Below are 21,946 nucleotides of genomic sequence, written 5' to 3'. Positions count from 1 at the left end.
GCACCGCTGAGCGTTGGTTAACCGAAACATGATTACTCAATGGAGAACACTATGAAAAAGCTAATTCTTATCGCGGCACTATCTATGGTAGCAACAGGCTGTGCTCAACAAACATTTGTTATGGCACCAGACGAAGCAGAAGTAACATCAGAAGCGCCACAACACTTCTTTATTAACGGTCTGGCTCAAGAAAAAGAGATCGATGCTGCGAAAGTTTGTGGCAGTGCAGATAAAGTAGCAAAAGTCGAAGTTCAAGAGACGTTCGTTAACGGTCTACTGCGCACAGTAACATTTGGCATCTACACTCCGCGTGACGCGCGTGTTTACTGCAAAGCGTAATCAGAACTAAAAAGCAACCCAAGACGTTTGACATGCAAAAAATCCCCAATCAGAGGCTAGACTGATTGGGGATTTTTATATTCATTTGCTTATTTAAGAGGATCACCCTCTGGCAAGGCACTGTGAATCCAAACGGCAAGGCGCTTTTTAATATCCTTACCTTCTTGCTTGTCAGCAGGGAGAGGCGTAATTTGCTTTGCATCGACTAAAAATAGATAGATAGCCTTTGCTTTTACCGACTGTGACATACTCGGGTCATTGAGCTTAAAGCCTTGCATTTCGGCTAGCTTAGTTCCAACTTCCATCGCCTTTTTAAACAGTTTGTCTTCGTTTTGTAGCTTAGTGGTTTTCGACATTTCGTCACCTTCATGGTTACAAAGCAGTGACTTCAGTATATATCATGTATTCACGTCGACTTTTTGCATACTTAGCAGTTTCGAACAAAACAAATCTTGATTTTGAGGGGTAATACACAGTCTCACCCAACTCTCCAAAGCGACATGCTACGCCTTTTTCACATACTTAGCAGTCACCATCATTTCACCAGCACCATCAAGCTTGCAGTCTAACTGGTGGTCTTTGCCGTCGTTCATTCGTTTGATAACCCCTTTGGTGCCAATCTTTAACACCAGAGAACTGCCTTTGACTTTTAGGTCTTTAGCCAAAGTGATCTTATCCCCTTCCGCCAACAAGCTTCCGTTCGCATCTTTGATGTTGAGCTCGTTATCTTTCGCGACTTCTTCAGGGTTCCACTCATAAGCGCATTCAGGGCAAATGAGGTGGTTTTGATCTTGATAAACAAATTCAGAGCTGCAGCTCGGACAAGGAGGAAAAGACATAGTAGTTACTTCCAAATACAAATTTATGCTACATGGTAAACGCTCTGTCTATGCATAGCGAGTGGAATTGCTTAGGGCGTGTTCACGGTTCGCTCCAACCTGACAAATAACCCCAGAATAATGACAACTTTTCTTGATGCTCAGGTCTTATTTTGTCTACAATGACGCACTTTTTATTTACTGTAAGTAAGCATCATGACAGATAACACAGCAAAGCCAGCTCTACCAGATCGTCTAGCAGGTAACCCGCGCAGCCCACACCACGTAGCTGAGTGTTTCGAACACCACATCGGCATCCGTCTAAACGGCAAAGAGCGTACTGACGTTGAAGAGTACTGCATTAGCGAAGGTTGGGTAAAAATTCCTTCACCTAAAGCGCTAGACCGTTTCGGTCGCCCAATGCTAATCACATTGAAAGGCACAGTTGAAGCTTTCTACAAGTAAGCTGAGAACACAAAAAACAGGGCTCACATGAGCCCTGTTTTTATTAGTGAAAAAGATAATCGACTAGCACCAAGTTATACAAAAGAAACACTCCCATGCTGAGCAGAATGGTGACTAACACATTGCCTGTTTTCCAGATCAGCAAAAAAGTCACTAGCGCTGCGATTAAGTAAGGGTTTTCTGCACTCACCCATAGCTCTTTCTCTGGAGCAAATACAATGGGCCCCCAGATCGCCGTCAATACCGCTGGGCCAGAGTAGCGCAGTAACCTACGAGCTGAGGCGTTCAAACGAAGTGGAACCGCAGGCTCAAGAAACAGATAACGACTCACAAACACAATCGCCGTCATCAACAGTATGGTTAACCAGATCATGATGACTCTCCTTCTGTGATCGAATGACTTGAAACATTGCCATCTTTATAGCTTTCACAAAGGAAGCCAGAAAGCATACCCGCAATTGAAGCCACCATTAACGCCCCTTCGACTTGGTTAACCGTCAACACCACAGACACCAGCAATGAAACAAGTACGCACACAATAACTGGCATGGTATTAATCAGCGGGAAGACTAGCGCAATGAAGGTCGCGGCAACGGCGAAATCCAAACCAATTTCATTCAGAGATGGAATTTGGCTACCTGCGACAATGCCGACAAAACTCGCCAGATTCCAGAAGAGATAGAACACACCTCCAACGCCTGCCGCATACCAACGATTGAACTCTTGTTTGGATTGACCACTACAGATCGCAAACAGTTCATCCGTCAGCCAGAAACCCAACAGTAAACGCCATCGCGTCGGTAAATCACTGATTTTATCGCGCATAGAGACGCTGTATAAAAAGTGACGTGACGTAATAAACAGCGTGGTCAGTAACATGGTGCCGAGGCCAATTCCTGCCTTGAACATACCCGCCGCAACCAGCTGCGCTGAACCTGCAAACAAAATCGCAGACATCGCTTGTGCTTGAAGAGGATCGAGCCCTGCATCTATGGCATACGAGCCCGCCAATATTCCCCAAGGAATCACCGCAATACTCAACGGCATCCCGGCAAGCGCCCCTTTCCAAAGCTGAGATTTTCTCGTCATATTGAAACTTCCATTTTTAATCTTAGGGAACAATTTAGTCAGCCTATGTTATTCGCGATTGTACAAACTTGCTCAATATTATGCCTTATAACATCTTAATGTATTGTCCGGGCGTGTAGCCATTAGCCTTTTTAAAGTGTCGATGAAAATGACTCTGATCGTGAAAGCCGCACTCTTGAGCCGTATCCGATATAGAGTGACCACGTTTGAGCAAAGTTCTCGCAAGACGCAAACGAGACTGGATTTGATAAGCATGAGGCGGCAACCCAAACTCTTTCTGGAATGAACGAACTAAGTGGTATGGACTCAGAGCCGCTAGCTTTGACAACTCTTCCAAAGAGACGTCAGCTTGCGGAAAGTCATCGAGAAACTCTTTAACCAACACAAGTTGCCGCTGCGTTTTGCTGTCGAGTTGAGGTTTGAGTGGGCTTTTACCATGACGGCTAATGAGTTTGACTAACATGCCGTACATCAAAGTCTCACGCAGTAAACGATTGTCCGATTCATCAATAGTATTGAAGACCAGACGTAGCTGATTGGCGAGTTCAGGATCTTCAACCACCGCACGCGGAAAATAAGGCGCTCCATAATTGGGTAAGTTAAGCTCCTGGGTTATTTTCACAAGTTGTTCTGGCAACGGGTACATAGCACGATACGCCCAGCCACCTTCTGTTGCAGAATGCCCACTATGCACTTCATCGGCATTGACCAAGATAATGGCATCTTGAGGGGCAATGTGATGTCCACCGGTGCGATAAAAGCGTTGCGCGCCCTGCTCAATCACTCCGAGCGTGTACCCTTCATGGCTATGGCGAGAGAAATTCTGCTTCTCATATTCTGCGTTCAGGATCTCAAGGCCACCAAGCTCTTCTGTGATTTTGTAATCCGCCTTTTCCTTTTTCGCTTTCTTCATTACGCCGTTCCTTAGGTATCGACATCCTCTCAATCCATCACTCTACTCTATAAGTTCACGAAGCTTTTGTACAAAATTGCGGTTTGTGGTTTAGACAAATGAAAAATTATCCCACTCGTCCTCTAAGAAATAAAAAAAGCTCCGCACTTTTTCAAACGCGGAGCTTTCATCATTGGATATACGAGAGAACTTTTCTAAGCCAGTTCCATCACAATACGGCCGGTAATTTCACCTTTCTCCATATCAGCGAAGATGTCATTGATATCTTCTAGCTTCTTGGTTTCGGTGATCGCTTTGACCTTGCCCTCTGCGGCAAATTGAAGGCACTCTTGTAGGTCTTTTCTTGTTCCGACAATGGAGCCAATAATTTTCACACCATTAAGTACCGTGTCAAAAATTGGGATTGGCATCTCTTCTGGCGGCAACCCTACTAGCACACAAGCTCCTCCACGACGTATTGAGCGATAAGCTTCTTCAAAGGCTGGCTTTGATACTGCCGTACACACCACACCGTGCACACCACCTTGGGTAAGTTCAGCGATCACTTGCGAAGGCTTGTCTTTCATAAAGTCGATACAGTGAACCGCACCCAACTCTTTAGCAAGAGCCAGCTTCTCGTCGCCTGTATCAACCGCAATTACATTCATTCCCATCGCCACTGCGTACTGAATCGCCAAATGCCCAAGACCACCTGCGCCAACAATGGCAACCCATTGGCCTGGTTTAACCTCTGTCACTTTTAGGGCTTTATAGGTGGTGACTCCCGCACAGAAAAGAGGTGCGGCATCCACATAGTTAAGCTCATCTGGCAACTTCACCACATACTCACCATGTGCGAGACAATACTCAGCGTAACCACCATCGACAGAGTAGCCAGCATTGTGCTGATCAAGACAGAGTGTCTCTTTACCATCTAAACAATAATCACAATGCCCACAAGCACTGTATAACCAAGGCACGCCAACACGGTCGCCGACGTTCAAATGCTTAATCTCACTGCCAACTTCAACAATCTCACCGACACCTTCATGCCCAGGTACCAGTGGCATTTTAGGTTTTACAGGCCAGTCACCATGGCAAGCATGTAAATCGGTATGGCACACACCGCAAGCGTGCACCTTCACAAGCACATCTCTTGGTTTGATGTTTGGTAGAGGAATGTCTTTAATTTCTAAAGGCCCTTTAAATTCACTGACAACCGCCGCTTTCATATGATTCTCCATTTTCAAAAAAAAACACATGATAACAATTATCATTCAACGATAACTATTTATGTGACAGAGCGCATAAGATCAAACAGAAAACAGAATTAAACCAATACTAATCAATGATTTATAACGTTATAACATTCCAAACCCACCTAATTTACCATCTATACAAGGATCCAAATTACACAACGTGTACAAATACCTTATTGTTGAATAGCTTTGGACAAAATTGACAATCAATGGAGAAAATGTAGACATAATTCATAAAAACCACCAAACATCGGACAAATGAATGAAAACCGTTATTTCTATTTCTCTTCTTGTTCTTTTAACGGGCTGTACTCATAACCAATCAAAAGCGCTGAATGCTAACACCTCATCAGTCAACGTTTATGCGCAATCAATGTCGAACATGCAGTTGTGCGACACCCTCTATTATGGCCGACCAAGTAACCAAACGCTGGCCGCGATTGGTGCTGAGTTCAACCGTAGAGGCCTGTCTAAGAGTTGGTGTGACACCGAAGCTAACAAGCTCTATCTAACCCAAGCCCTCAACTGGCTAGCACAACAAGCCGATAACAGTGACGAACAGACCGAAAGTGACGACTCAGCCGTAATTCTGCCTGTAAATGAATCCCTTTAACCATCAACAAGCACGACCAAATCGCAAAAAATGAAAATATCCATTGATTAAAATTCATGCCTTACTTCACAGGGATATGCATTTACATTGATAGTTGTTAACGAATCGTTAATGATGAGCATCTATATCTAATATAAGGACATAATGAAATGAAGTGGATATTGGTTGCGTTGGTTAGTCTGTTTTCTGCGTTCACTTACGCAAAAGAGTGGAAGCAAATACGCTTTACTGTAGAGGGCGCTTACCCGCCTTTTAGTTGGACTACTCAAGACGGTAAATTGGAAGGCTTCGAAGTTGACCTTGCTAACGCACTGTGTGATGAACTCAAGGTAAAGTGTGTAATATCTAAAACCGACTGGGATGGCATTATTCCCTCTCTGCTTAGTCGCAAGAACGACGCAATTATCGCTGCAATGACTATTACAGAAGAGCGAGAAAAGAAAGTTAATTTCACTATCCCATACGCTAAGGTGCCAACTCGTTTCGTGATGAAGAACGACCGTGAGATCAACATGGAAGATGGCAGCTTAAACGATCTAACGATTGGAGTGCAGCGAGCAACTATCGGAGATAAGTACCTCTCTGAAATCTACCCTAACGTGGATATCCGCCGCTACGGTAGCTTTGACGAGGCATTCACCGATTTATTGAATGAACGCCTTGATACCGTATTTGGTGGCTCTATGGGCCTAAACAATGGATTCTTACAGACAGAACAAGGTAAAGACTACCATTTCACCGGACCAAAATTCACAGAAGAGAAGTGGTTTGGACGTGGCATCGGTGTTGCCGTTCGTAAACAAGACGACGATTTAAAACTACTGATTAACGATGGAATTCAAAGACTTATCGATAACGGTCAACATGCCAAGATCGCCAGCAAGTATTTCTCGTACAGCATCTACGAATAGCGCCTAATAGCAGTGAATCTGTTAAATTAATGAATTTAAGAAGTCCCAGAAAGCAAAAAGCCGTTACATCAGTAACGGCTTTTTTAAAGTGATGCTTGCAACATAAGTCTTCATAACGCGAACCAACTCTCAAAGAGTTAAAATACTATTTGCAACACAAGTTCGCATAAAACTGTATCGAAAGTCTGCAAATTTGAACAACAACTTAAGTTCAAGGTTGTAAAATTACCACACTCAAGTCAGCTGTTCGAAAAGCATAGTTGTAATATGTGTACCTATCTAATAAAAATAAATTATTAAAGTCGCTTGTGTTGGTGAACATACTGAGTTGCGAGATTGCATGAAAAAGGCTCTTTCCCTATATCGAAGAAAGAGCCTGATCCAAGAGCATAGTAGAAACTAAGTCCTTTAATACTTACTGTATAGTTTCATTTGACCTGTCTTATCAAAAGACACAACGTTAAAGTCTTTGTACTCCTGCCCCGGTCGTGCCATTCCCGGCGAATGCTGCGGCATACCGGGAGCGGCAATTCCTGAAATATTTTCGGGTCTCTCCTCCAGCAAGCGCTTGATATCAGACTCAGGAACATGCCCTTCAATCATATACCCATCAATGACAGCTGTATGGCAGGACATAAGTTGATTAGGCATACCAAACTCTTGCTTGACATCACTCCAATCACGAGCAGGGTTAACATTAACTTCGTAGCCTTTCTTCTCCATAATTGCAGCCCATTCTTTACAGCAACCACACGTAGGAGATTTGTATAGCTCAATTACTGGCTTAGCAAGTACATTAAAACTAAAAAGTAGAGAGGAAAGCGCAATAATTCTCAATTTGTTATTCATAATAATTACCTAACTAAGTTCTATTTTACATCAATGTTTATGACTTCATTACCATAGTTCAGCTCATAGACACCTTTCTCGGGGAGCCATTCAAATAGCTGAGTCTCGTAAGGCTCAACACGCAAAATTAAATGCTCACCAGCCAAAGAAGAAAGATCAATCGACATTGGCTCAAAAGTTTTATTGAACACTACCAATTGGCTCTTTGCACCATTCATTATTGAGAAAAAAAACTTTGAACCTTCAAAGTCTTCATAAATCCAATCTACTAATTGAAACGCACCAAGGTATTCCAAGTAATTCGCTAGATTTACCTTATCTTGGTGACTCAATACGTCACCTAGGAGCTTCATTGTGTTTTCATGCTTTAGGCTATATTCCAAGTCTGCAAGAGTGCTCCCCCTAACATTTCCGCCGACATTGCCCCCACCTTGTCCGTAAAGTCCATGACAAGCAATACATCCATATCCACCTACAGTACGAAAAGTGGATTCACCGACCGAAATTGAGTCTTCTGAAGCATAAGAGAATAAGCTCACACTAAACATACTCGCGAGTATGAATGAACGCTTTAGCATCATCAGATTCCTTTATTGCCTATAAGCTCACCTTTTTAATCATGCCAGCTTCTGCATGTCCTGGAATATTGCATGCAAATTCAACCTTGCTATCACCGTGAAAGTGCCAAATCAACTGCTTAGCTTTACCCGGTTGTACTGTAATTGCATTCCCAGAATCATGCATATGATGAGGCATCTTCTTCATCATTTCTCGGTGTTCAAGTTGCTCTTTCGCTGAGCCAATAGTGAATTCATGATCAATTTTGCCAACATTCATAACCACAAATTGAACTACATCATTAGGTTCAATTTGTACTTCTCTTTTGAACTTGATTGTCATGTCATCTGCCAGCAAGACATGGACCACTTTATCTGGCTTTGCACCTGTTGCTGGCATACCAACGTCAGACATCCCTTCCATAGACATCATTGAGTGATCCATTTTGCTATGGTCCATATCACCATGATTCATATTACCGTGATCCATCTTTGAATGATCCATTTTAGAGTGGTCCATTTCTGCCATTGCAGATGTTGCTGTAATCGAAAGAAGAGCGGCAAGTAGTGTTTTTTTCATGTTCATATTGTGTTCCTTAGTAATTCATTTATGAGTTTGACGGGCTAAGTTCATTCTTAGCCCGAAGGTGTTTTAGCCGTGTTTAAGTTCGTGTGTTTTCCAAAGCTTGAAAATCGCTGGAAGTACAAGGAGTGTTAATAAGAGAGCTGAGGCCATGCCACCAATCATTGGGGCAGCGATACGCTGCATTACCTCAGATCCAGTCCCCTCACCGTACATGATTGGGATCAAACCGATAATCACAGTAAGTACCGTCATCATTACCGGACGAACACGCAAGCCAGCACCTTCTTGAATCGAGTTACTTAAATCCTGTTCATTCAAGGATTTACTTTGCTCTTTGGCGTCCAGCTTTGTGTAATGCCATGCTTGGTTGAGGTACACCAACATGATGACTCCAATCTCAACAGCAACCCCAGCTAGAGCAATAAAACCAACACCTACCGCGATTGAGAAGTTGTAACCGAGGTAATGCATGAGCCACAAACCACCAACCATCGCTAAGGGCAGAGTCAGCATGATAATCATCACCTCACCTACGCGTCTGAAGCTGAAATAAAGCAGTAGCATGATGATGGCAATTGTTATCGGCACAACGACACCCAAGCGTTCTTTCGCACGCTCCATGTATTCATATTGACCTGACCATGCAATTGAATAGCCTGCTGGCATATCAAGTTGCTCTGCAACTGCCTGTTTTGCCTCCTCAACGTAAGATCCTAGGTCTCGGCCATCAATATCAACAAACACCCAGCCATTTGGGCGAGCATTTTCTGTTTTAATCATTGGTGGTCCATCTTCATAGCGAATATCAGCGACATCAGCCAAAGCAATTCTAGCCCCACTAGGTGTAACCAATGGCAATTGCTGAAGCTTAACGACTGAATCACGATAATCTTGTGGATAGCGGACATTAATTGGGTAACGCTCGAGACCTTCAATGGTTTCCCCAACATTCATACCCCCGACTGCGGTAGAAACAACTTGTTGTATCTCTTTGATGTTAAGACCGTATCGAGCTGCTGCTGGTCGATTGATATCAATAGTGACATAACGACCACCGGCAACACGCTCTGCATATACAGATGCAGTGCCTGCAATATTGTTAAGAATAGGTTCTAGTTGAGCACCTATTTTCTCAATTTCAGCTAAGTCACTCCCTGCGATCTTGATACCTATTGGAGTTTTGATACCCGTTGCTAACATGTCGATGCGTGTTTTTATAGGCATCACCCATGCGTTAGTTAAACCAGGAAATTGAATTAAGTCATCAAACTCTTTTCTTAGCGACTCAGTTGTCACACCCTCACGCCACTGATCGCGAGGTTTAAGCTGAATGACCGTTTCAATCATAGTTAAGGGAGCAGGGTCTGTTGCTGTGTCAGCACGACCGACTTTACCCCATGTTGTCTGCACTTCAGGTACGGTCTTAATTAGCTTGTTTGTTTGCTGAAGTAACTCTCGTGCTTTACCAATGGAAATACCTGGATAGGTGGTTGGCATGTACATCAAATCACCCTCATCAAGAGGAGGAATAAACTCACTACCTAGCTTCGTTGTTGGATAGTAAGCAGACCCCATGAGAGCAATAGCCAATACAATCATACTTTTCGGGTATTTAAGACTAATATTCAGTAAGGGCTTATAAAGAGCAATTAATCCTTTATTAATAGGATTTTTGTTCTCTGGTAATATTTTTCCTCGAATAAGGTACCCCATGAGAACCGGTACCAACGTAATCGCAAGACCTGCCGCTGCCGCCATTGCATAAGTTTTAGTAAACGCAAGTGGTGAGAACATCTTGCCTTCTTGACCTTCCAATGCGAATACAGGGACAAAACTCAGCGTGATGATCAGTAGCGAGAAGAATAACGGTGCACCAACCTCCTGCGCCGCATCTCCAATAACTTGCCATCGGTTCTTGTCAGTCAATGGCGTCCGCTCAATGTGTTTATGTACGTTTTCTATCATAACGATAGCACCGTCTACCATTGCACCTATTGCGATCGCGATACCACCCAACGACATAATATTGGCGTTGATGCCTTGCCAGTGCATGACAATAAAGGCCCCTAGAATACCGACAGGAAGGCTCAATGCGATAACTAGCGAAGATCGTATATGGAATAGGAACAGCGCACATACAATAGCGACAACAATGAACTCTTCAGCGAGCTTTTTCCAAAGGTTCTCAACCGCTGCATTGATTAACGTAGATCGGTCGTAAGTAGCAACTATCTCAACCCCATCCGGTAAGCTACGCTGAAGTTCGCTTAGTTTATCCTTAACATCACTGATCACTTCGCTCGCGTTTTCTCCAAAACGCATAACAATTACGCCACCTACGGCTTCACCTTCACCATTTAACTCAGAGATTCCTCGTCTCATCTGAGGTCCGAGATCAATATCAGCCACATCACCTAATAATAGAGGAGCCCCCTTTTTACTTACTTTGAGAGGAAGCGCTTTAATGTCATCAATACTAGACAGGTAACCAGTTGTTCGTACCATATGTTCAGCTTCTGCAACTTCTACTACAGATGCTCCACTTTCTTGGTTACCATTTTGAATAGCCATATTGACCTGTTGTAAGGTAAGGTCATATGCACGTAATTTAGCCGGATCAATTTGTACTTGGTACTGTTTAACCATACCGCCAACAGTCGCAACTTCAGACACTCCATCAACAGTTTGTAGCTCATATTTCAAGAACCAATCTTGTAAGCTGCGAAGTTCTGCAAGGTCGTGCTTTCCAGTTTTATCTTGCAATACATAATTATAAATCCAGCCCACACCTGTCGCATCTGGACCAAGGGTAGGCTTGGCGCTTGGAGGAAGGTTTGGCGCTACTTGACTCAAGTACTCAAGTACTCGCGAGCGAGCCCAGTACATATCTGTATCATCATTAAAAATGATATACACATAAGAATCACCAAAGAACGAATATCCACGAACAGTTTCAGCACCAGGAACGGCAAGCATTGCCGTTGTCAGCGGATACGTGACTTGGTCTTCCACCACTTGGGGTGCCTGACCCGGGTAACTTGTTTTTATGATCACTTGTACATCTGATAGATCAGGGAGAGCGTCAACTGGTGTATTTTTTACGCTATATAATCCACCAAAGACTAGAGCAAAAGTCGCTACCAATACCAAAAAGCGATTATTGATAGACCATCGGATGATTGCACCTATCATTGCTTATCCTCTCTTTTAACTAACTCTTTGAGAAGATAATCAGAGCCTTGTTTCTCCACTAGAAACCGAACTTTGTCACCCTCCTGAAAACTTGAGAGTTCTATGTCGCCACCTACTGAAAAGTTGAGCTCACCAGCGTCCCATGACCAATCAGCCACAGGAACATGATTTAGAGTCACCATACCAAAATCCGCCATCAACATAGAAACATCACCGTCTATCCATATTTCCGTATTTATGCTCAGCTCAGTTACTTTGTAATCAACGATTTCATATTGACCCGATTCAGATTTTTTCATCTCAAAGTCAATCGTTTGACCCTTTGAAAGTGGTTCCATTTCAACGTGCTCTGACACTATGAAATTCATGGTCATTCCTGGCCATTCCCATTCAGGAACAGGCTTATGATTAATAGTTAGCATTCTATGTCCAACCATTGCATCAGTAATTTCACCTGTTGCCCACGCCGTTTCATCAATTGATTCGAGGCCATTGATTCTTGATAGATCGGCAGATTGGCTTGATTCAGAGTCCAACATAAAGTGTGCTGAAGTAACAACTCGCTCTCCTTGTCGTAATCCCTTTAGAACCTCAATCTTGTCAGCGGCTTCACGACCAACTTCGATTCGAGCAGAACGGTATTTTCCATCACCTTCAGCAAGTACTACTCGAGTCATACCACCAGATCGAATGACCGAAGACCGAGGGATAGTTAACACTTCATCACTTGATAACGGTTTCAGTGCGACGTTAGCGAACATATTCGGCTTAAGTTCACCTTGTGGATTATCGAATCGAAGGCGGACACGCAATGTACGCGTACTAGGGTCAAGAATGGGATAGACATAATCCACTTCACCATTCCATTCTCCACCTGGTAATGCATCCAATGTCATAGATGCTTGACTGCCTTGTTTAATCCAACGAGATTGACGCTCAAAGACTTCTGCATCTACCCATACTTGATTCAAAGGACCTGCGCTGATCACCGCTTGAGCTGGAGAAAGGTAGCCACCTTCACGAATATTGAGGCTTGCAATAACGCCGTCTGCCGGTGCTTTAATTTCAATGGTTTGTGACGCTTTGCCTCGACGGGCGATGGATTTAATTTGATTGCGGTCAACACCCAAAGTGATCAAACGATCGGTAGCACCTTGTATCATTCCTTTACGCTGGCTCTTATAGGCACTGATCAGTTCTTCTTGTGCTTTTACAAGCTCTGGGGAATACAGAGTGAACAGCGTGTCACCTTGTTTCACTTTTTCACCAACAGCATTGATATAAAGCTTTTCAACCCAACCCGATACTCGAACATTGGTCTGCCAAAGTTGACTCTCATCAAAGGCGACATAGCCGACGGTTTCGATGCGTGGTGCAAGGACCTCTTGCTTTACGGTATCTGTTTTTACACCGAGGTTATTTTCAACCGCAGGATCGATTTTTACTGTTCCAGGTTTGTCGTTACTACCATTGAGGTCATCAGCATAAACAGGAATAAGATCCATCCCCATTGGCGATTTACCTGGTTTATCACGTTGGTAATTTGGGTCCATCGGCGCAACCCAATACAGTGGTTCGTCACTTGATTTCGACTCCGAAACCGCCATATCAGCCATATTATGGCCCATACCTGAAAGGTAAATATTCGCTCCGAACCCCAATGCACCACCAACCAGTAGCGCTAGGCTTGCAACTTTAAATGTACTCATCTTGATTCCTTTATTATTGTTCTTTGTACTGAGTGTTTGGCGCAGAAACTTGATATTCGAAACCACCAAGTAACATGGATAACTTGCTATTGACCTGGTTCATATCGGTGATTAGGCGAGCAAGCTCCATTTGAAGAGCCAATTCATCGGTTGATGCAGTGATGACATCACCAAACTGAGCGGTATTGTTCTGATAACCGCGCTCTACCGCTTCAATGCGGGCTTTGGACTGAGGTAATAAGCGCTCTTGGTAGCGCTGAATGCGTTCAATGAGATTCATTCTGTCCGTCATTAATGCGTTTACTTGGGCGTTCATTTGAGCGAGCAGCGTATCTTTTTGATATTGCGCTGCGCCCACTTGGTATTGAGCGGCCGCTACATTTTTATCTTGGCGGTTATCAGTGAACAAAGGGATATCCATAGTAAGATAGGCACTCAGTAAATCTGAAGCTGGCTCACCTTTCATGTTGTCAGATTGACGGTAGGCATACATCACCTCAACACCAAATTGTGGCGTGTAAGATTGTTCAGCAACCTCCACTTGGGTGCGATTGGCAGAGATGTTGGCGTCAGCCATTTGCGCCATAGGATGTTGGTTAAGCAGTGAGTAGTACTGGGTGTTGCTGGTTTGCTGCTCTAAAAGCGTATTCAAACGCGACCAGTCTAATTGATAGCCTGCCTGATTCGAATCAATGGAACGATGATTTAACCACTCTGAGCCTAGCCATTCTGATAACTGAGCTACGGCTCGATTTTGCATTTGTTGATTCGATTGCAGCTTTTCGTCAAGCTTGTTGACTTGAAGCTGGGTGTTAAGCAGATCTTGCGCTTCGCTCTTACCAATTGAGTAATTGGTTTGAATATACTGCTCCATCTCTACCATGAGATGTTGGTTAGATTCAATCAACGTTTCTGCGTATTGAAGGTAGCCCAGCTCCAACCATAGTTGAGTAATACTATTCGCTACTTCACGTTCACGAACTTGAACCTGATAGGCCATGCCATCGGCCTGTTGATTCGCTTTACGTTGGTTAAGATCTAACGTTGCACCCCGTTCAAACTGTTGCATTAATCCAACAGAAATGTTCGTCATGGGATCTTCGTCAAACTTAAATGAATCCACAGGTAAACCGCCAAAGCCCACTTTAAGTTTTGGATCCATGAGAGTAGAGCTTGCAACGCCCGTTTCACGCATCGCCTGTGACTGCGCAGCATATTGAAAGCGACTCGTATCATTTGTTAGAGCCGCTTCAATTAGTGCATTCAACTGCTGCGTCGAAGCTGCGATAGTTTGTGGAGTCGCGTTCGACCCCGAATGTGACAGGGCAGGCATTGCATAAAGTGCAATTGCAACCCCAAGGCTCAGGGGTTTAAATGCCCTGAAACCGTTTAATTCAATACTCATTGTTGTTTATCCACGATAAAACGATATGGACATACCTCAACCTCTGCCTTCCAGCAGATAGAATTGAGAGCTAAATAGTTATGATAGTTGAATTAAGCAGAGGGTGGACGCAGTAAACTCTGAATACGAGTTACTGTAACGCCTATTTTGATTGGGTGACGTAGAGCTTGATCAGGTTCAGAGACGCTAATTAATCGAGAAAATGAGAGTGGAAAAAATACGCTAGTACACACACTTTTACAGCAGTCCCCACCAGAGGTAGATGAGCTATCGCAATGTATAGAACTATCGCTCTTTGTCATCTCCATCGATGGGCAGCCTATCATCGCATGATGGCTTGCTGTAGTCTCAGACATTTCCATCGAGTCATGATTAGAAGGTTGAACTGAAGAGGTCGATATTGGACTCATATCCATCACTGGCATACTTGAGACGTAGTTCGACATCAACATCGCTAAGATGCTGATAATCAAAATGCTTGTTTGTCTCAAAGAGTTTGTCATGTGGTACCTTTTCACTTTGCATTCATAATACAGTATAAGAACTGATGGGCAATAGTGATATTTAAAATTTGTTAGAACTAAAGGTTATTGAAAATAAAGACGAACTCACTTCGCTCATCCTTCACATTAACTAAGATATCCCCATTATGTGCTTTCATAATAGCCTTAGCTATAGGGAGCCCTAATCCAGCTCCAACACTTCCGTTATGGACACGCGACTTATCGGAACGATAGAACCGTTCAAATAGATAGGGCAAAGAGCTCAAAGGAATAGGCTCACCAACATTGCTGATTGTCACCTTGTTGCTCGTTTCTGATTCGGAGATTACTACCGATATATCCGTATTATTAAAGCAGTGCCTCAACGCATTAGACAACACATTACCAAATGCGCGTTGAAGCATATCTTTGTCACCGAACAGAGTCGACGAGCCATCTAGGGTAAATCGAACGTTTTTCTCTTCCGCCAACACCTCATAATACTCAAGTAAGGGTGTGATAACCTCTTTCAACTCTAACTCTGATTCGGTCTTATGCAGAAGCTTGTTCTCTGATTTAGCTAGGTACAGCGTATCCGAAATGGTCTTACTAAGTCGTTCTAGCTCTTCAATGTTCGATACTAAAATATCTTGGTACTCTTCAATGGAACGTTCTATACCAAGTGCCACTTGAGTCTGGGTCATGATATTGTTCAACGGTGTTCTTAACTCATGAGCAATATCGGATGAAAACTCACTCAACCTTAGGTAGCCTTCTTGCAACCTCTCTAACATTTCATTTTGAGAAACAATTAAGCTGCTTAACTCCCTTGGAAGTGAGTCACTTGGTATACGCATGCTGAGGTTGCTCGTATTCACTTGCTCAATATACTTCTTCAATGTTTTTAGAGGTAGCAGGCCATTTCTAACAATAATTAAAGCGTAAGCACCAGATAAACTTACAGTCAAAACCAATGTCCAAAATAGGATAGTATTTAACTTGTCGAAAAACAGCTTGTGGTGAGTCACATCTATTGCAAGAACAATAGCACCACCTTCTACCTCTGAATAATCAAACTTAAAAGCTTGGTAATGATTATTGCCTACACTCCATTCGTATGAGGAGCCGTCTATCAGTTCAGGTGGAAAGTCAATAGTTCCATTATTCGTTTGAACCACTTGTTTGTTGTTTAAGATCCAAGCCGAGATATCCCAAGAATGAAAAATATCTAAATCTCGCTCGATAGTGCCCATCAAAGGGCGGAGTTTTGTTTCTAGATGTTTATAATCTTGTTCATTAAAGTGATTCTTGATAGCGTGTTGGATCGTTAAAGCAAAAACGATTAAAACAACAAAAGAGGCTGTGACAAACATAAACACCAGTTTGCGTGCAATTGATTGATTTAGTAATTTATTCATTCTACGGCGTCATCAAGCTTGTACCCCATACCTCGCACGGTCTGGATAAGTTTTTTCTGATAAGGCTTGTCGATTTTCGACCTCAATCTTTTCACTGCTGCATCAATAACATTTGTATCACTATCAAAGTTCATATCCCAAACAGCGGACGCTATTTGTGTACGAGTCACAACTTGTCCTTTTTTCGAAAAGAAATATTCTAGTAAGGAGAACTCTTTCGCCGTCAACTGAATCGTATCACTTTGACGTGTAACTTTACGTTTGAGTAGATCAAAGCTCAAATCGGCAATATCTAAAGTGGATACCTCTCGGCTTGTACTAGCTTGATTTCGCAATACGTTTTTTACTCTCGCAAGTAACTCTACAAATGCAAAAGGCTTAACAAGATAGTCATTCGCCCCCAGTTCAAGCCCTTTAACTCGATCTTCAACTTCATCCTTTGCCGATAAAATAATTACTGGGATCGAAATGTCACTGCTTCGAAGTGTGTGTAATATCTGCCAACCATTCAATTTTGGAAGCATGATATCCAAGATGATGAGGTCGTAATCACCAGACGTAGCTAAGTATAATGCGTCGACGCCATCCTTTGACAAATCTACACTATAGCCCGACTCAATTAGCCCTTTCTTAAGATAAGCTCCTGCTTTTTCTTCGTCTTCGACCACTAGTAGTTTCATATAACATTAAACCTTTTTCAGATCTCAAATTTGACTCACGGCTTGTGATTGTATGAGGATAATGAAATCTGCTGTTTCGTGTTGTTATCATATACTAAAACATTTCTTTCTACAGAGGTCACCCCATTGCCTTCTTGCGATACACTTACGGTATTAAGCAATATTTCTGTTAATCTCCTAGTGTAATTTTGACCAATAAACACATCCAGTTTGTAGTACGAGCTCAATACATGTGTATCAATTAAGTTGGCTTGAGTCCCGCGACCTTGCACTGGATAGATAGTGAACTTTCGAACACCTTCATCCATAAGAATAGATTCGATTTCTTCGAGTCTATGCTCCTGAAATATTACTGATACTTTATCAATCATAATTCGCTCCTTAGCTCCTTAGCTCCTTAGCTCCTTAGCTCCTTAAGTAGTATAGAACTCTAAGAACATTGCCAGTTTAGTTATTACTATCTCGTTCCTGATAGTGGACATTAATGTGGATTTTGGCTACGTACTCAAGCTGCCCTTGACTGTTCAGCCTTTCTTGAACAGTTACGTACCCTCCATCTTTCAGATGAGTAGAATTTCGTCGGCTACCATTGGTTGTTACAGGAATAAGAGTCGTACTTAATTCTCTGCCACTCATCCCCTCAAACTCTGACAATTTTTTTGCCCCTAACATATATGCTCTTTGTTTTGAGCTAACCGCATCGATAGAAACAGTTTTATGGTCTACTCTGCTCACATAATTACCAGAGGAATGTAATGGCTGTGCAATTGATACTGAACTAACCAATAAACAAGTAACTGATAACAAAATCTTATTAAGAGTATTCATTCGTCTTTCCTTTCTCGTTGTTGACGAATTTAATTTAGCAGGTCAGGTCTGACTCTATTGGTATCCAATTATGACATTTTTGTCATAATTGGATGAGCCCTTCATTTTTATCGTTAATCCGCAATTCGAAATCGCCTAAAACTAATTTGTATTTTATATATGGAACCGTTAGTTAGCTGTGTCTATCAATCCAGGAGATCAAGGTTGGGGCTGGTAGGGCCGTTAGCCAATAGATACAGATCACGTAAATGCTGGGAGCTCAATTGGCCAAAAATATCAACAGTTCTTATAATTCGTCCTACACCTTTCAAAGCTTCAGCACTATGTTTGATGTTCATTAAAAAAAGAGCTACTTCAAAAGTAGCTCTTTACTTAATTGGAAGAATTGAAGTCCTTTCGCTAATCCTACATTTCCATGTTTAGACCTTATCCATCATTTTTCTGCAATCGTTAAGCATATTCTCCATACTCTTACCATCCATCATACTATTGGATTCCTGTTGACTGCTCATCTTAGATTGCTTCATGTGTGTCTGAACATCTTGATTTGTATAACTCTTGAGATGCTGCTCACTAGTACTAGTCGCAAACACTGGTGCAGCTATCAAACTACTAAGAATTACTGATACATATAACTTTTTCATAAAATCACCTAAACCCTTACTTATGCTTTGAACTCTGGATTGTTTTCAATCTTTGCCATCGATTGATCGTTAGTTTCTGAATCTTTCTTTTCACTCGGCATAATCATCTTCATCATTAAACCGTGCATAGCTAAACAGATGATTAACGGAACAATCGCACTACTCAGGTATGCCCAACTAAACACTTCTTGACTAGAAGTGAGAATAAACAATGGAATACCTACCATTAATAACGCACATAGAATCATCATCCATCCATGACCTTTGTGATGACCATTCTTGTGACAATCAGGCTTTTTGCTTTTCATTCTCTTGCTCTCCAAAGTTACTTGAACTCGTTTAACTTAGACTCAGTTTATCGCAGCACTTAGATCAGTAATGGGGAGGGGTTCATGACAATTTTGTCATCTTAGCCGTTCTTCTTACCCCAAAACCACCAGACGATAAATACGATTGCTGTAAGACCTAAAAAATTGACTAACATGGTACTACTCCTCATTGGTTGTAGGGGCTGAAGGTGGGGTATATAAGCGCAAGCGGTTCGCATTGGTTACGACGGTAACAGAGGACAGTGACATCGCTGCCCCAGCGATGATCGGACTTAATAGCCACCCTGTGAACGGAAACAGAAGCCCTGCAGCCACGGGAATACCTAAGCTGTTATAGATAAACGCCCCCCACAAGTTCTGCTTAATGTTCTTCATTGTGGCAGTACTGATCCCAATCACATCTGAGATACCGTGGAGTGAGCTGCGCATCAAGGTAATATCGGCACTTTCAATCGCGACATCCGTACCACTGCCAATAGCAAAGCCAACGTCTGATTGAGCAAGTGCTGGCGCATCATTGATACCATCACCGACCATGCCAACAACATGCCCTTTCGCTTGCAACTGCTTGATCCAGTGAAGCTTATCCTCAGGCATCAATTGCGCGTGATATTCATCAACATTCGCGAGTGATGCCACCGCTTTCGCTGTATTGTGGTTATCCCCCGTTAGCATCACGACATGGATGCCTTGCTGATGAAAACGATTTATCGCACTTCGAGCATCATCTCGAATCGGATCACTGATACCGAACAGCGCTTTCAGTTGATCGCCTATCGCAAAATACACCACTGTGTTAGCTTCTTGCTCCCACTGCAACGCATGCTCTGTTACCGATTCAACATTGACCTTAAACTGGTTCATCAGCTTGCGATTGCCAAGCAACACGCGTTGACTCGCATACTGAGCCTGAACACCAAGTCCGGTTAATGACTCGAAGTCTGACACTTCTAGTAGATTCGCTTCATCACTCACTTCACTTTGAGTAAATGCGATTAACGCTTTAGCTAGCGGGTGGTTAGACCCTTTCTCCAAAGCATTGACCAAAGGCAGAAGCTCTGAGTCCTCTGACAACAAGACAAAATTTGTTACTTCAGGTTTACCTTGAGTAATCGTGCCAGTTTTATCCAATACAACGACATCCAATTCACTGGCTCTTTGCAGTGCTTCACCATTTCGGATTAGCCCACCAAACTCGGCGGCCTTACCGACACCGATCATAGTAGAAATCGGCGTTGCGAGACCAAGTGCACATGGGCATGCGATGATCAACACCGAGGTTGCTGCCACAATCATATAAACTAAGGAAGGTTGAGGGCCAAAGTTATACCAAGCCAGCGCTGTCAGAATCGATAGAATCATCACAGTTGGTACAAACACTGAAGACACTTTATCGGCTAGATGGCTGATTGGTGGCTTTGAGTTTTGCGCGTTCGACACCATACTGATGATCTGAGCAAGAACAGTATCACTGCCCACTTTCTGTGCCTCAAAAACGAAACTTCCGTGGTCATTAATCGTCCCGGCAGACACTGAGCTGCCCACTTGTTTAACAACAGGAATTGGCTCTCCAGTGAGCATAGACTCATCAATGGTTGTCTCCCCCTCTGTAATCACACCATCAACAGGGACTTTTTCACCGGCTCTAACGCGAATCAAGTCGCGTGCGATAACTTGTTCAATCGGTATAGACATCTCTTTGCCGTCACGAATCACCATGGCAGTTTTGACTCTCAAATCAAGCAAACGCTTGATGGCCTGCGAAGTTCTGCCTCGCGCCTTTAACTCAAGCGCCTGTCCTAAATTGATTAAACCAATGATCATGGCAGTAGCTTCAAAGTAGAGATGCCTTGCACTTTCTGGAAGCCACTGCGGCCCGACTACGACCACCATTGAATAGAGCCAGGCGGTACCCGTTCCCAACGCTATCAACGTATCCATGTTCGCATTACGGCTCAGAAAGGTCTTCCAAGCTCCAGTAAAAAAGTGCTTGCCCGCACGGACTAAAATAAAAAATGTCACTAAACCTACGGCCAACCATAGCAACTGCTCAGATTGCGTATTAACATTCATTGGTCCGCCGAACAGACCGTATACCATCAACGGCACGCCGAGACCAAGACCAATAACGCTTTGTTTTACTTTAAAGCGATACTCCTCAGCTTCACGCTCTTCTTTTAGGTCGCTTGCTAACGCCTGATCGACAATTTCTTCTGCGTCATATCCTGCGCCTTGTATCGCCTCAATGAGTACGCTGGCAGGCTGACTTGAAACCACGGTCGCCGTACGATTCGCAAAGTTCACGTCAACAGAGTCGACTCCTGACACCGATCTAAGCGCACCTTCAATCGTATTGACACAACTTGCGCAAGTGACACCGATTAATGACAGCTCAATACTGACATCCACCGCCTGTGTTGTTTTCACTTTATTCGATTTAGTAACATCCGTAGTTTGTGGTTGTGTGCCATCAGTACTACCGCTATAGCCCTGTTCGACTAATACGCTTTCAATTTCATCGCCGTTCAAACTGCTATTCACCACCAATGTTTGCTTGTCTAAATCAACAACTACTTGAGCGGTAGCGTCCAGTTCAACTATTGCTTTAGTGATTTTACCTACACAGTGTTGACAAGTAACATTGGATACTGATGTACGATACTCTTGTTGCGTAGGTATTGAAGCCACATATCCTAACTTTGCAATGACTTCTATCGCGCTTTCCGGCATTAACGTGGTAATAAGCTCTGCTCTGTGTTTTGTCTCATTAATAGTGAAAGATACATCCGGGTCTCTTTCACGTAACTCATCTACAATTTTAGCGACACATCGGCCACAATTAATGCCGGAAAGTGCTAGAGAATACTGTGTGGTGTTCATG

General features: G+C 43.1%; 24 protein-coding genes. 4 read left to right on the top strand and 20 right to left on the bottom strand.

Annotation, left to right across the window (positions count from 1 at the left end):
- The first annotated feature begins 51 nt into the window (after nt 1–51).
- Nucleotides 52–339: a Bor family protein gene (locus AC6I7V_RS04645; protein WP_255231080.1), complete on the top strand. Its 288-nt coding sequence runs from the start codon at nt 52–54 to the stop codon at nt 337–339.
- 89 nt (nt 340–428) lie between these two features.
- On the opposite strand, the gene AC6I7V_RS04640 is transcribed toward AC6I7V_RS04645, so the two are convergent.
- Together AC6I7V_RS04640 and AC6I7V_RS04635 are read right to left on the bottom strand one after the other, a co-directional pair.
- Nucleotides 429–695, bottom strand: a complete 267-nt coding sequence (locus AC6I7V_RS04640) for a DUF5062 family protein (RefSeq protein WP_032549558.1) — start codon at nt 693–695, stop codon at nt 429–431.
- Between the two features lie 147 nt (nt 696–842).
- The gene (locus AC6I7V_RS04635; RefSeq protein ID WP_498011420.1) at nt 843–1,178 is read right to left on the bottom strand and encodes a zinc ribbon domain-containing protein YjdM; all 336 of its coding nucleotides are present in this window, start codon (nt 1,176–1,178) and stop codon (nt 843–845) included.
- A gap of 195 nt (nt 1,179–1,373) precedes the next feature.
- Between AC6I7V_RS04635 and AC6I7V_RS04630 the strand changes: the two genes are divergently transcribed.
- Complete coding sequence (locus tag AC6I7V_RS04630; protein ID WP_032549560.1) at nt 1,374–1,622, top strand: DUF3297 family protein; 249 nt, start codon at nt 1,374–1,376, stop codon at nt 1,620–1,622.
- 43 nt (nt 1,623–1,665) lie between these two features.
- Here AC6I7V_RS04630 and AC6I7V_RS04625 read toward each other — a convergent pair whose 3' ends face one another.
- The 4 genes from AC6I7V_RS04625 to adhP all read right to left on the bottom strand — a co-directional run bounded on the left by AC6I7V_RS04625 (nt 1,666) and on the right by adhP (nt 4,835).
- Complete coding sequence (locus AC6I7V_RS04625; RefSeq protein WP_032549561.1) at nt 1,666–1,995, bottom strand: AzlD domain-containing protein; 330 nt, start codon at nt 1,993–1,995, stop codon at nt 1,666–1,668.
- Nucleotides 1,992–2,711 carry an AzlC family ABC transporter permease gene (locus AC6I7V_RS04620; protein WP_032549562.1) on the bottom strand — a complete coding sequence of 240 codons (720 nt, stop codon included), beginning with the start codon at nt 2,709–2,711 and terminating at the stop codon, nt 1,992–1,994. Before AC6I7V_RS04620 ends, AC6I7V_RS04625 begins: the two co-directional genes overlap by 4 nt.
- A gap of 85 nt (nt 2,712–2,796) precedes the next feature.
- Nucleotides 2,797–3,624 carry an AraC family transcriptional regulator gene (locus AC6I7V_RS04615; protein ID WP_498011419.1) on the bottom strand — a complete coding sequence of 276 codons (828 nt, stop codon included), beginning with the start codon at nt 3,622–3,624 and terminating at the stop codon, nt 2,797–2,799.
- 194 nt (nt 3,625–3,818) lie between these two features.
- On the bottom strand, nt 3,819–4,835 hold the full coding sequence (adhP, locus tag AC6I7V_RS04610; protein ID WP_255231085.1) for an alcohol dehydrogenase AdhP: 1,017 nt from the start codon (nt 4,833–4,835) through the stop codon (nt 3,819–3,821).
- 289 nt (nt 4,836–5,124) lie between these two features.
- Here adhP and AC6I7V_RS04605 point away from each other — a divergent pair, with 289 nt between their 5' ends.
- Nucleotides 5,125–5,475, top strand: a complete 351-nt coding sequence (locus AC6I7V_RS04605; protein WP_498011418.1) for a hypothetical protein — start codon at nt 5,125–5,127, stop codon at nt 5,473–5,475.
- 149 nt (nt 5,476–5,624) lie between these two features.
- On the top strand, nt 5,625–6,386 hold the full coding sequence (locus AC6I7V_RS04600) for a transporter substrate-binding domain-containing protein (RefSeq protein WP_498011417.1): 762 nt from the start codon (nt 5,625–5,627) through the stop codon (nt 6,384–6,386).
- A gap of 408 nt (nt 6,387–6,794) precedes the next feature.
- Here AC6I7V_RS04600 and AC6I7V_RS04595 read toward each other — a convergent pair whose 3' ends face one another.
- The 14 genes from AC6I7V_RS04595 to AC6I7V_RS04530 all read right to left on the bottom strand — a co-directional run bounded on the left by AC6I7V_RS04595 (nt 6,795) and on the right by AC6I7V_RS04530 (nt 21,945).
- A complete protein-coding gene (locus AC6I7V_RS04595) occupies nt 6,795–7,235 on the bottom strand; it encodes a DUF411 domain-containing protein (protein WP_390519363.1) in 441 nt (146 codons plus the stop codon).
- 20 nt (nt 7,236–7,255) lie between these two features.
- On the bottom strand, nt 7,256–7,774 hold the full coding sequence (locus AC6I7V_RS04590; RefSeq protein WP_498011416.1) for a hypothetical protein: 519 nt from the start codon (nt 7,772–7,774) through the stop codon (nt 7,256–7,258).
- Nucleotides 7,775–7,832: 58 nt separating this feature from the next.
- Complete coding sequence (gene copI / locus AC6I7V_RS04585; RefSeq protein WP_498011643.1) at nt 7,833–8,372, bottom strand: copper-resistant cuproprotein CopI; 540 nt, start codon at nt 8,370–8,372, stop codon at nt 7,833–7,835.
- A gap of 72 nt (nt 8,373–8,444) precedes the next feature.
- Complete coding sequence (locus AC6I7V_RS04580; protein WP_390519367.1) at nt 8,445–11,570, bottom strand: efflux RND transporter permease subunit; 3,126 nt, start codon at nt 11,568–11,570, stop codon at nt 8,445–8,447.
- The gene (locus AC6I7V_RS04575) at nt 11,567–13,279 is read right to left on the bottom strand and encodes an efflux RND transporter periplasmic adaptor subunit (RefSeq protein ID WP_498011415.1); all 1,713 of its coding nucleotides are present in this window, start codon (nt 13,277–13,279) and stop codon (nt 11,567–11,569) included. Before AC6I7V_RS04575 ends, AC6I7V_RS04580 begins: the two co-directional genes overlap by 4 nt.
- A gap of 13 nt (nt 13,280–13,292) precedes the next feature.
- On the bottom strand, nt 13,293–14,678 hold the full coding sequence (locus AC6I7V_RS04570) for a TolC family protein (protein ID WP_498011642.1): 1,386 nt from the start codon (nt 14,676–14,678) through the stop codon (nt 13,293–13,295).
- A gap of 98 nt (nt 14,679–14,776) precedes the next feature.
- Nucleotides 14,777–15,187, bottom strand: coding sequence for a hypothetical protein (locus AC6I7V_RS04565; RefSeq protein ID WP_498011414.1), 411 nt, complete (start codon nt 15,185–15,187; stop codon nt 14,777–14,779).
- Nucleotides 15,188–15,264: 77 nt separating this feature from the next.
- Nucleotides 15,265–16,584 carry a heavy metal sensor histidine kinase gene (locus tag AC6I7V_RS04560; protein ID WP_498011413.1) on the bottom strand — a complete coding sequence of 440 codons (1,320 nt, stop codon included), beginning with the start codon at nt 16,582–16,584 and terminating at the stop codon, nt 15,265–15,267.
- A complete protein-coding gene (locus tag AC6I7V_RS04555; RefSeq protein WP_498011412.1) occupies nt 16,581–17,264 on the bottom strand; it encodes a heavy metal response regulator transcription factor in 684 nt (227 codons plus the stop codon). The genes AC6I7V_RS04560 and AC6I7V_RS04555 overlap by 4 nt, the downstream gene beginning before the upstream one ends.
- A 35-nt stretch (nt 17,265–17,299) precedes the next feature.
- Nucleotides 17,300–17,635: a P-II family nitrogen regulator gene (locus AC6I7V_RS04550; protein WP_498011411.1), complete on the bottom strand. Its 336-nt coding sequence runs from the start codon at nt 17,633–17,635 to the stop codon at nt 17,300–17,302.
- Nucleotides 17,636–17,711: 76 nt separating this feature from the next.
- The gene (locus tag AC6I7V_RS04545; RefSeq protein ID WP_152471219.1) at nt 17,712–18,092 is read right to left on the bottom strand and encodes a DUF3316 domain-containing protein; all 381 of its coding nucleotides are present in this window, start codon (nt 18,090–18,092) and stop codon (nt 17,712–17,714) included.
- 419 nt (nt 18,093–18,511) lie between these two features.
- Nucleotides 18,512–18,736 carry a hypothetical protein gene (locus tag AC6I7V_RS04540; RefSeq protein WP_152471220.1) on the bottom strand — a complete coding sequence of 75 codons (225 nt, stop codon included), beginning with the start codon at nt 18,734–18,736 and terminating at the stop codon, nt 18,512–18,514.
- A gap of 20 nt (nt 18,737–18,756) precedes the next feature.
- Nucleotides 18,757–19,044 carry a hypothetical protein gene (locus AC6I7V_RS04535; protein ID WP_152471221.1) on the bottom strand — a complete coding sequence of 96 codons (288 nt, stop codon included), beginning with the start codon at nt 19,042–19,044 and terminating at the stop codon, nt 18,757–18,759.
- Between the two features lie 180 nt (nt 19,045–19,224).
- On the bottom strand, nt 19,225–21,945 hold the full coding sequence (locus tag AC6I7V_RS04530) for a heavy metal translocating P-type ATPase (protein WP_152471222.1): 2,721 nt from the start codon (nt 21,943–21,945) through the stop codon (nt 19,225–19,227).
- Nucleotide 21,946 lies beyond the last annotated feature (1 nt).

The sequence above is a fragment of the Vibrio sp. KUL70 genome (assembly GCF_059725515.1).
This window is presented reverse-complemented; position numbering and strand designations above follow the sequence as displayed.